Annotated in this window: 7 protein-coding genes and 1 pseudogene; all 8 read left to right on the top strand. The window is 47.9% G+C overall.

Annotated features, from left to right (window positions below; translation table 11 throughout):
• A partial coding sequence (locus DW47_RS0109640) for a DUF2345 domain-containing protein (RefSeq protein ID WP_038027492.1) occupies nucleotides 1–1,956 on the top strand: 1,956 nt, incomplete at its 5' end.
• Between the two features lie 17 nt (nucleotides 1,957–1,973).
• Nucleotides 1,974–2,762 (top strand): T6SS immunity protein Tli3 family protein, encoded by a 789-nt coding sequence (locus tag DW47_RS16375; protein ID WP_241430722.1) that lies wholly within the window; start codon nucleotides 1,974–1,976, stop codon nucleotides 2,760–2,762.
• 35 nt (nucleotides 2,763–2,797) lie between these two features.
• A complete protein-coding gene (locus DW47_RS0109630) occupies nucleotides 2,798–3,541 on the top strand; it encodes a T6SS immunity protein Tli3 family protein (RefSeq protein WP_029686232.1) in 744 nt (247 codons plus the stop codon).
• A 345-nt stretch (nucleotides 3,542–3,886) separates the two neighbouring features.
• Nucleotides 3,887–4,630, top strand: a complete 744-nt coding sequence (locus tag DW47_RS0109625; protein WP_029686231.1) for a T6SS immunity protein Tli3 family protein — start codon at nucleotides 3,887–3,889, stop codon at nucleotides 4,628–4,630.
• A 16-nt stretch (nucleotides 4,631–4,646) separates the two neighbouring features.
• Complete coding sequence (locus tag DW47_RS0109620) at nucleotides 4,647–6,587, top strand: T6SS effector phospholipase Tle3 domain-containing protein (RefSeq protein ID WP_029686230.1); 1,941 nt, start codon at nucleotides 4,647–4,649, stop codon at nucleotides 6,585–6,587.
• A gap of 46 nt (nucleotides 6,588–6,633) precedes the next feature.
• A complete protein-coding gene (locus DW47_RS0109615; RefSeq protein ID WP_029686228.1) occupies nucleotides 6,634–6,897 on the top strand; it encodes a PAAR domain-containing protein in 264 nt (87 codons plus the stop codon).
• Complete coding sequence (locus tag DW47_RS0109610; RefSeq protein ID WP_029686227.1) at nucleotides 6,897–8,327, top strand: hypothetical protein; 1,431 nt, start codon at nucleotides 6,897–6,899, stop codon at nucleotides 8,325–8,327. Before DW47_RS0109615 ends, DW47_RS0109610 begins: the two co-directional genes overlap by 1 nt.
• 5 nt (nucleotides 8,328–8,332) lie before the next feature.
• Nucleotides 8,333–11,354 (top strand): annotated as a pseudogene (locus DW47_RS16370) (ImcF-related family protein); the annotation flags it as partial.

Here is an 11,354-nt window from a genome sequence, read left to right as displayed (position 1 = left end):
GGCGAAGTGGGTATCTGGTTCCGTTTTACCACTGACCTGCGCCTACACATTGACGTGGTAGAGTTTTTCGATAGCCAGCAGGGCTATGAAAAAGGGCTGTCGTTACCGTCGGTGCCACCCTCGGGTCAGCATTCAACAGGTGTCGATCCGGTCTGGGGGATGACCAGCCACCACAGCGTGGTGCAGAAGCAGGTCAGCACGCGCGATTATAACTATCGGCAAGTCCTTGAAGAGATGGACACCCGGGTGGATGTGTCGCGGGGCGATGAGACCACCTATGGCGAGGCGTACCACTACGCCGATAACTACCTGACCCAGGGTAACCTCTATGATGCCAACCCAACGGTTGAGTCTGGAGTGTTTTACGCGCGCTTGCGACACGAACGTTACCTGAACGGTCAGACACAGTTACGGGCGGTCACGTCTTGCCCGACGTTGATGCCGGGAAGGGGACTCACGGTAACCGGTGGGGTTGAAGTGACAGAGACGTGGGGGAAAGGCGTGGTTATCACCACCATGACCTGCTTTGCCCGTCGCGACCGGGATTTTGAAGTCCACTTTGGAGCTCTCCCGGACAGCACCGATTTTTGTTTTCGTCCAGCCCCGGGCAAACGCCCGGTGATGGCAGGCACCTTACCGGCCCGCGTCACCAGTACCACCGAGAATGACCCCTACGGGCACATCGATAAAGACGGTCGCTATCGCGTCAACATGCTGTTTGACCGCGACAACTGGAAAAAGGGCTTTGAAAGTCTCTGGGTCCGTCAGTCACGGCCGTATGCGGGTGACACCTACGGCCTGCATCTGCCACTACTGGCCGGTACTGAGGTAGCAATTGCCTTTGAGGACGGTAATCCGGACAGACCGTACATTTCTGGCGTACTTCACGACTCAGCCCACGGCGACCCCGTCACCATCCGCAACTATAAACGCAACGTGCTGCGCACCCCGGCCAACAACAAAATTCGCCTCGATGATGAGCGTGGCAAAGAGCATATCAAGGTCTCGACCGAATATGGTGGCAAGAGTCAGCTAAATCTTGGTCATCTGGTCGACAGTGAAAAGCAGCAGCGCGGCGAGGGTTTTGAACTCAGGACCGACAGTTGGGGTGCTATCCGTGCGCAGAAAGGGCTGTTTATCTCGGCGGACGGGCAGGTAGAGGCGCAGGGCCAGGTGCTGGAGATGGAGCCGGCACTCGCACGGCTTTCAGCAGCATTAGTGGAGATGGAATCATTGGCAGCAAGTGCACAACAAGCCCAAGCACTGGTCGCCGATGTCAGTCGTCAGCAACAATTTCTCAAGCAGAAAATCGGACAGCTACATGAAGAAATCATCTTGGGCAGTGCACCAAAAGGGATGGCGCTGGTGAGTGGTGAAGATATGCAGCTAACGGCCAGTGAGAATCTGACGCTGACAGCGGGTAAGCAACTGGATATCGGGACCCAGAGGGATTTCACTCTGGCTGCTGGTAAACGGCTCAGTCTATACAGCAGTGAGGGTGCAAAACTATTCAGTTCGCACAACGATATTGATATTCAGGCCCAGGGCGGGAATATCACCACCTGGTCAACGCAGGACACGCATATTTCGAGCGGCAAGAAACTGGTTGTTACAGCAGAGGATGAGCTGACGCTGATATGTGGTGGGGGCTATATCAAAATTAAAGGCGGGAATGTTGAGATTGGTGGGCCAGGCAAGCTACTTATTAAGAATACGGGTATCAAGAAAGCGGGTTCTGACAGTATGCAGAGTGTAATGAGGTCGTTTGAACCTTCAACGTTTGATGAGAAATTTGTTGTTACTCACCCCGTTTCAGGTAAACCGCTGGCAAATCAGAATTATGAGATTCATATGCCGGACGGAAAGATTTTGTTTGGTGTTACAGATAGCTCAGGCAATTCATCATTAATAATGTCAAAAGCGGTTGATGGACTGAAGATCGTGCTGAAAAAATAATGAGGAATAGAGTCATAATGAATTTTATTATACGAATGTGCTTTATATATGGTGTGTTTTTTCTGAGTGGTTGTGTGGCCGGGCCTTATGGTGGAGGAATTGCCTTTGTGAATCCTTTTTCTGCAATGGGTGGTACACAAGCTGAGCCGGAAAAGGAAAAAAAGTTACCGGAGGTCTATGGCCCACCACAGATAATTTATCGTATTGATAAATATCGTTACTTTACACTTGAAGAGTACACCCGATGCGAAAATGGAAAAACCTTCTATAACAATAAAGCAAAAGGTATCCATACCCTAATGGCCTCATCTTCAGGTTATTTATTTAAAGGTCGACTGTTTTGGCTGTCAAGTCGTGATGATTATTTAGCCTTTCCCATCACAGCAAATAATAATAAAGCGGTGTGTAAGGGATCGGATAAAGGGTGCCTGAATGTTATTTCTGTAACAACAAATGGTGGTAAAACTCTGCGCTCAGTAATATACGGATCCTATACGCAAGATCCTAATGGTAAGACAAAAAACTACGACATGCTGGTGACTGATGATGGGTTTTATATGATTTATTATCGTGGAAAGGGAAGAGTATACCCTGTCGTAGATAGGTGGGATTTTGATAAAGATAATTGGCTGGGTGTAGTCAAATCCGAGGATGAATATAGTTTACTAAGGCCTGGAGAAGATAAACCTGTTGGAGGTTTTTTTAAAATAGATATGTCAAGATTTTACCCAAAAGAAGGGGAGGGTAAAATGCAATGTGATCGACAGTTAGAACCAGTGCAACCTATTATAAAGATCTCCGATTAATAATAAATTTAAAATATCAATTCAGGAATAGTGTTATGATAAATCTATTTATAAGGATATGTTTTATATATAGCGTGGTTGTTCTAAGTGGTTGTGTGGCCGGACCTTATGGTGGGGGAATTGCCTTTGTGAATCCTTTTTCTGCAATGGGTGATACTCAAGCAGAGCCGGAAAAGGAAAAACAGTTACCGGAGGTTTATGGTCCACCACAGGTAATTTACCGTATTGATAATGATCGTTACTTTACACTTGAAGAGTATACCCGATGCGAAAATGGAAAAACCTTCTATAACAATAAAGCAAAAGGGATCCATACCCTAATAGCCTCATCATCAGGTTATTTATTTAAAGGTCGACTGTTCTGGCTGTCAACGCGAGACGATTATCTGGCTTTCCCAAAGACGAGGAATGAAAATAAAGCTGTTTGTATAGGATCTGATAAAGGATGTTTAAATCTAATATCAGTAACAACCGATGGCGGAAAAACTCTGCGCTCAGTAACCTATGGTTCATATTCACATGATCCAAATAGGGATACAAAAGACTATGATATGTTGGTTACCGATGATGGGTTTTATATGATTAAATTTTGGTATGGCCTTAGGGATGCTACAAATGGAATTGTTGATAAATGGACATTTAACCCAGCGTCCAAAGATTCACATCCTGCTTACCCTGGAGTGACGGGACCCAATTACCAGGAAGAATTACCCATGGATGATATTTCTAAAGTAGAACAGAAATATATGCAATGTGATCGTAATCTCGAGTCAAAATGATAGTCGTAATGAATATCAAATTATCCATAAAAAGATATCTACACGAAAGAACGAGGGTTATACTACAGATAGTGACACCCCATTATTTTACTCTTACACATTAAAATTCATGCAGGTATTCAATTCACCGAGCAAACATAAATTTTAGCCTTTTAAAATGTATGCGTTAAGAAGGAGGAATGTAAAAACCGTTTGAATAAAGATAGTTGTGAAGGTTTGAATAATCTATTGTGTTATCAACTTACTCAAAGTAGAGATTCTTTATTGAAGAGATAAGATACGTTGATGGAATATAAGTATCATTTGATAAACAAAGTAGAATTAAATGAATCAAGGAGGGGAACTATGATTGATCTATTTATGCGAATTGTTTTGATATATAGCGTGGTTGTTCTAAGTGGTTGTGTGGCCGGACCTTATGGTGGGGGAATTGCCTTTGTGAATCCTTTTTCTGCAATGGGTGATACTCAAGTAGAGCCGGAAAAGGAAAAACAGTTACCGGAGGTTTATGGTCCACCACAGATAATTTACCGTATTGATAAAGATCGTTACTTTACACTTGAAGAGTATACCCGTTGCGAAAATGGGAAAACCTTCTATAACAATAAAGCAAAAGGGATCCATACCCTAATAGCCTCATCATCAGGTTATTTATTTAAAGGTCGACTGTTCTGGCTGTCAAGCCGTGATGATTACTTAGCCTTTCCCATCACAGCAAATAATAATAAAGCGGTGTGTAAGGGATCGGATAAAGGGTGCCTGAATGTTATTTCTGTGACAACAAATGGTGGTAAAACTCTGCGCTCAGTAACATACGGTTCGTATACGCATGATCCTAATGGTAGAACAAAAGGCTATGATATGTTGGTGACTGATGATGGGTTTTATATGATTGAGTATGATTTTCAGGAACGAACTTCGATTAATGCATATGCTCTGAAATGGACATTTAGTCCGGCCACCAAAAAATCTAATCCTGCCTACCCTGGGGTAACGGGACCAATTTATCAACCAGAGTTTTCTTTCGATGTCTCTCATGTTTTTCAAGAAAAAATGCAATGTGATCGTAAATTAGAGCCAAAATTATAGTCGTAAGGAATATAATATGAACAACAAAAAGACGCCTACAAGAAAGGTTGAAGGTTATACTACAGATAATGGCACCCCATTCTTTTACTCTTTGACATCACATAAAAACATTAAAATCAATGCAGAGATTCAACCTCCATTGCAATTACCTGGACTCATTATATTCGTTCATGGCGTAAATTCTGAGGGCGATTGGTATAACTATGCCGAAGAGGCACTATGTGATGGTTTGAATAAAAGGCTGGGACTGACATCTTTGGATAAGAAATTTAAATTGCTGAAGAACAAATATGGAGAATCTTATTGGAATGATGAACAAAATACTTGGATAGTACCTATGCGTAAAATAACTGAAGAAGGCCGTTCCCCAGTTATTCGTTTCTATTGGGGATATCGTGCCGCTGATAATGAAGGCGATAAATACGCAATCCCCCTTAAAAATAAACAGGGCGATAATTATTACGACCTGACGCCGGAACAACGAAAAAGCAAAGGACCCTTTTACTGGGGAGGTGGTCCGTTCCAGAATGGCTGTAACCAGCTGGTCAGTGTATGGAGTGACAAAGGGTTTGATAACTGGCCGTCAGTGCTGGGCATTCCGGTGCCTTTCAGTACACAATTATTGAACGTGGAACATGATAGGCTTCTGACAGCTGCACCTCCACGCCATTATTATGCCCATGCTGCAGGCCGTCTGGCTAAGCTCATTAAAACGATTCGCGATAAACATCCTGAAGATACGGTGACGGTGCTGTCACACAGCCAGGGGACCATGATTGCCTTGGCGGCAGCTGCAATTGAAGCTCCTGATGCACTGTTTGTGATGAATTCACCCTATGCGCTGGATAATGAAATGACAACCTATATTTCTTATCCCATAAATGAAATTATCAGCAAACAAGCCAGAGAAGCGACATTTGCCGATATTGTGAAGAAAGTGGCTGAAAATAAAACGCGTTTAAAGCAGCAAGGATGTGGAAGATTATTGGCCGGAGCCAGCAGCGAGGGTAAAAGCTGGACTCCGACTGGTAAAACTCACAAGGGTATACCAGAGCGCGATAACCACGGCACCACCTGGATTTACTGCAACCCTCATGATCGGGTGATGGGGTCTTCCCCCCTTCGAAGTATTGGCTGGCAGGGTCTGCCAAACACTGAAAAAAGTCATTTTACTGACTCTCATCCTTTGTTTAAGGCCGCAGGCGACGGCTTATACGTGCGTATGCTTGGACGAAATACTCCTTGCGGCAATGCCCCTGATACTCAAACACACTTTAGCGATCTGGGTGATGGAAAGCCATTTTGGGACAGTACGACCACCGTAATGGAAAAGTTAACCTGGCCTAATCCCGCTAATGGGCAAAAACTGACGATTAATGCACCATTGGTTCCGGAGCCCCTTTCAGCCGGGGAGTTAAATGATTTTGACCAAGATTACCGCAGTAGGGATAAGCAATTCGGTTCAACAGGCTTTGGCTACGGACAAATTGATGTCGAAAGGAATATTCCCGTAGATGCCGACTATCGCTATTACATATCGCTCTATGGCTATTTTGACCAGAAAATGAAGCTCAAAGAATCCTCAGGAATTCAATTACCGGGACCCGGTTCAAAAGAGGATCGCAACAGATACGAAAAACAGTCGAGAGATGAAATGCTCGAAGATATTCGCACTTATGTCCAGCGACCCACTGATCACAGTACGTTACCAGAAGATGAGCGTTTCATGAGTAGAGTCGTTGCTTATGACTTACCCATCGGTTATTGCTGGCATTCCTGGGACAGAGAAAGTCTTGCTGAATTACGCTACCAGGCTGACTGGCTGGAAAGTGATGATTATTACTGGACGGGGAAGCTGACGATCCCTGCTATGCCTGCAATTATAAGAAGGGACGTGGCAAGCGATGCTGTAGAAAAAAGAACCCAGGAAATAGAACGGCTTTATCTCAAAAGATAATACCAATGGCTCATAACGCGTGTATTTTAATTTTAAGGAATGAAATATGGGAAAATTTGCCGTTGTTTTAGGAGATGCCACTACGCATGGCGGTAAAGTTACGTCAGCCTCATCCAGTTTCGATCTCTCAGGGAAGTATGCTGCACTTTTAAATGACACAGTGTCTTGCCCCGAGCATGGCACAAATAAAATTATCGAGTGCGATGTTTCTGCGTATGAAGAAAATGGGCGCGGAATTGTTTTACACGGTTGTAAAACCCAGTGCGGTGCGAGCGTTATCGCAAGCATGCAAGATATGGAGGTTGACTGATGGGATGGTCTCTGCCGGAGGTGCCTGAAAAAGAGCAGGCACCGGTCTGGTCGCCGTGGGTTTGTCTGCTGATTATTATCCTGGGCCTTTTCATTGGGTTGCTTGTAGCAGTGTTGAAATCACCGTCAACAGGGTTACCTTCGTTGAGCAGCGGGTACTGGTTACCACTGACGGCCGGGACATTTGCAGGCATTTTTATGGCTATTGCTCTCTACAGCTTCTGGAGGGAAACGCTGGCAATTGGTGTTTGGAACTGGAATGAATGGTGCCGTAACACTCGTCTGAAGTGGCGCATACGTGCGCACCAACATCACGTCATTCTTAGCCATGTTTTTATCGCTGCCGATACGGGCTGGTTGCCTCGTCTTGCACATACACAAGAAGGAGATAGCGCGGAAACGCCGCCTTTAACGTTGCTACCGGACGCCGCCATTACACCCGGAATTTCACGTTTTGAACAGTTACTTCGTCATCTTATTGCTCAGATAATGCCTTCTATTCGGCGACGATACCCTTCCGGCCCACTCCAGATTATTGTTCAAACTAACGGTAGTGACAAAGACCGTGAATCTCAGGCATTCCATCGTATCTGGACAGCAGGGGCTCCCTCCTGGAAAGTCGAGATTTATTTTCAGGACGGTGACTCATCCTTTGATGACTGGAATCAGTTTGTCGGGTCCACAAAGAGAGCCGTACTGGTGCTGGCGATGCACTATCGGCTACCCGATGATGTTCTACCTGAATTTGCCAGCGCATTATTTTTGATGCCGCCGTCAATGTTAAATCCGAGTGAACAAAAAAATGCGTTACGCCTTTTCCGGGCGATGCCTCTCAACACCCGTACGCTTGCCTCTGAACTTGGTGAATTACGGGATATGGCACTTACACCTGCTGGCAGAAAGCATCTTGTCTGGCACAGTGGACTGGCAGATGCACCTCGACAGTCAATGAGCAGGTTCCTGAATGATCTAGCGATCCCGCTGTATGATGGTGTTGGTACTGGTGGTGTTATTGACTATGACACTGCATGCGCTCGTTATGGTGATCTCGCTGGCTGGGCGATGATTGGTGCAGCCGCGGATATGGCCGCATATGGTCCCACCTACCAGTGGCTTCTTCTTGAAGGTGAAGATGATGCCTGGGCTGTGACGCTCGGAAAAACCGCCCCCGTTCTCGGGAAAGATCGTTTCGTGGTTCCATCCCCGTTTCCCGGGGGATCGGTTCTGATAGCACTACTTTTAAACGTCGGGCTGTATAGCCTGATGATCCACTATTCCCCTTCAATCGCATTCTCCTGGTTTGGGATCACCTTGCTTCTACTGTCGCTGATTGTGACATTCCCTGGGTTAGCCATTTTGCTGCGACATGTTATCGCCCGTCTTCAGCGCCCCGTATTTATAAGGGCTGTACGACAGTCCGGAAAGGAATAGCCGGCATGAAAAAGGTTTCAAAGCCCCTGGGAGCAGGATTACTCATTGTGGCAGTTTTGCTGATGGTGCTCTTTGCTCTTGCACAGACAACGCAGTTGCCCTCCGACAATGGTGGTGATAATTTCTGGTATGTTCTGGCAGGTTTTATAACCCTCACTGTCGCGCTGTGTACCCTGGTCTTTTTTATGTTGTCCAGGCAGCAAAATCCTTCTCCCGTTACGCCTGATGGTGAAAACAGTCACCCTGAAGAAAAATCGTCGGATCAATATGACTTTTCGGCACTGAAAAAATATCTCAAAAGACGTTACTCATCCTTCTGGCGCCACAAAGTTCGTCTTTTGCTGGTCACTGGTGATGAGGCGGCCATCGAACAGCTGGTACCTGGCCTGCAGGACAACCAGTGGCTTGAAGGTCAGCGTACCGTTCTGATTTACGGCGGCAGCCTGACTGTTGAGCCCGATAAGGAAAAATATACCGCGTTGCGTACACTGCGTCGCGGGCGTCCGATTGATGGAATTATTCGTGTAATGAGCGCAGGTCAGTACCTGACCCCACAAATCAGCGATAAGGATTTACGCGGACTGGAAAAAATCAGTGAACTGCTGCGGTATTCCGCTCCGGTGTGGTTGTGGCAATTGTGCGACAGTCAGTGGTCGCAGGCAAAACGCGACCAACAGACGGTAGGGGCCAATTTCCCACTGCGCGCTCAACCAGACGATATTACTCGCCAACTGGAGCAGTTACTGCCGGCCCTGCGAACGCAAGGGATGAGCCAGGTCGCTCACAATAATGGCCACGACTTCCTGCTACGTCTAAGCAAGCACCTAAAAGAGGGGGGTATCGCCCGCTGGGTTCAGCAACTGGAACCCTGGCTCTTTGCGTCACAGCAACGTGTTCCACTGCGTGGCTTGATGTTTAGCTTGCCGGACAGCCAGCCTATGCCTGAGGAAATGGCTAACGTTGAGACATATACTCCGCAATCACACCGCCATGCACTAACCCTGTCTCCAACCTGGCAGGGGATTGTTGATGATTGTACTCAGGTATATGGCCGTCGTGTAGGGATACCTTGGCAACAGACCCTTAATTGGACGCTGCTGGCCATGCTCGGCGTCTGGGGAGCGGGCATGTTGCTATCTTTCGCGGTCAACCGCTCACAGATTATCTCTGTGGCACAGCAAGCGCATGCCCTGGTAGAACATCCCTCGGTCTCGGATGAACAATTGACGGCGCTGTATACCCTGAGAAACGACGCTGGTCGCCTACAGCAGCGTATTCACAACGGGGCACCGTTATATCAGCGCTTCGGTCTAAACCATAACCAGCTGTTATTCGATGCAATGCTGCCTTGGTACGGTGTCGCCAATAACCGTCTGATCCGCGACTCAGCCAATGCGGCGCTGGTACAAAAACTCAGTGCGCTGGCAAACTCAGCCCCCAATAGCGAGCAGCGCGCGGCGCTTTCGAAACCGGGCTACGACCAGCTGAAAGCCTGGCTGATGATGGCCCGTCCTGATAACGTCGATGGCGCGTTGTATGCCCAGACGATGAAAACCGTGCAGCCGACGCGGGTGGGTATCTCCGACGGTTTATGGCAAAGCCTGTCACCGGATTTATGGGCATTCTATATCACTCAACTGCCTAAGCAGCCGCAATGGAAAATAACGCCTGATGAACAACTGCTCAGCCAGAGTCGTCAGGTACTGCTGCAGCAAATTGGTCGCCGTAATGCGGAAAGCACCCTGTACCAGAATATGCTTAAGTCGGTACGCCGTAATTTCGCCGATGTGTCCCTGGAGGACATGACCAGCGGTACCGATGCACGGCAACTGTTCAGCACTGAGGCAGTGGTGCCGGGCATGTTTACCCGGCAGGCGTGGGAAGGGGGATCCAGCAGGCCATCGACAAGGCGGCAAATTCTCGCCGCGATGAAATTGACTGGGTATTGAGTGACAACCGGCAGGCGATTTCCGCCGACCTGTCACCCGCAGCCCTGAAAGCGCGCCTGACACAACGTTACTTCACCGATTTTGCCGGCAGTTGGCTGAGTTTTCTCAATAGTCTGCGGCTTAATCCGGCTAATAATATAGCTGAAGTGAGTGACCAACTCACATTAATGAGCGATGTCCGCCAGTCGCCACTGATTGCCCTGATGAATACCCTTGCTTGGCAAGGGCAGACCGGTCAGCAAAGTAAGGGCCTGTCAGACTCCCTGCTCAAATCGGCTAAAGAGCTGGTCGGTGGGAAAGACACACCCGTGATAGACCAATCTGCCTCTGGCCCACAGGGGCCGCTCGATGAAACCTTTGGCCCGCTGCTTCAGCTTCTGGGTAAAAACACGGGCAACTCGGTAATGTCGGCGGACCCTTCACTGAGCCTACAGACCTACCTGACCCGCATCACCCGCGTACGCCTGCGCCTGCAACAGGTGGCCAGTGCCTCTGATCCACAACTGATGATGCAGACCCTGGCGCAAACCGTCTTCCAAGGAAAAAGCTTGGATCTGACCGACACCCAACAGTATGGCAGTTTGATTTCGGCAAGCTTGGGCGAAGAGTGGAGCGGTTTTGGCAGCACGATGTTTGTGCAACCTTTGACGCTGGCTTGGGAGACTGTGCTTCAGCCCTCCGCCGCCAGCTTGAATGATAAATGGCGCCGTTCGGTGGTGGCCAACTGGCACACTGCCTTTGACGGACGTTTCCCGTTTGCGGCGAGTAAAAGCGATGCCTCCCTGCCGATGTTGGCTGAGTTTATACGCAAAGACAGCGGACGTATTGAGCGCTTCCTGACGACAGAACTTAGCGGAGTGCTACACAAAGAGGGCAGCCAATGGGTGCCGGATAAGGTCAACAGTCAGGGCCTGACATTTAACCCAGCCTTCCTTCGCGCCATCAATCAGCTGAGCCAGCTGTCAGATATTCTGTTCACCGATGGTAGCCAGGGCATCAGTTTTGAGCTGCAGGCACGTCCTGCGCCACAGGTGGTCGAAACCCAGTTGACCGTTGATGGACAAAAGCTGCATTACTT

The sequence above is a fragment of the Tatumella saanichensis genome (assembly GCF_000439375.1).
In the GTDB taxonomy this organism is placed as follows: Bacteria; Pseudomonadota; Gammaproteobacteria; order Enterobacterales; family Enterobacteriaceae; genus Tatumella; species Tatumella saanichensis.
This window is presented reverse-complemented; position numbering and strand designations above follow the sequence as displayed.

Excerpts from the sequence above, each read along its gene's own strand:
- DW47_RS16375 (WP_241430722.1), top strand. The coding sequence starts at position 1,974 with ATGAATTTTATTATACGAATGTGCTTTATATATGGTGTGTTTTTTCTG.
- DW47_RS0109630 (WP_029686232.1), top strand. The coding sequence starts at position 2,798 with ATGATAAATCTATTTATAAGGATATGTTTTATATATAGCGTGGTTGTT.
- DW47_RS0109625 (WP_029686231.1), top strand. The coding sequence starts at position 3,887 with ATGATTGATCTATTTATGCGAATTGTTTTGATATATAGCGTGGTTGTT.
- DW47_RS0109620 (WP_029686230.1), top strand. The coding sequence starts at position 4,647 with ATGAACAACAAAAAGACGCCTACAAGAAAGGTTGAAGGTTATACTACA.
- DW47_RS0109615 (WP_029686228.1), top strand. The coding sequence starts at position 6,634 with ATGGGAAAATTTGCCGTTGTTTTAGGAGATGCCACTACGCATGGCGGT.
- DW47_RS0109610 (WP_029686227.1), top strand. The coding sequence starts at position 6,897 with ATGGGATGGTCTCTGCCGGAGGTGCCTGAAAAAGAGCAGGCACCGGTC.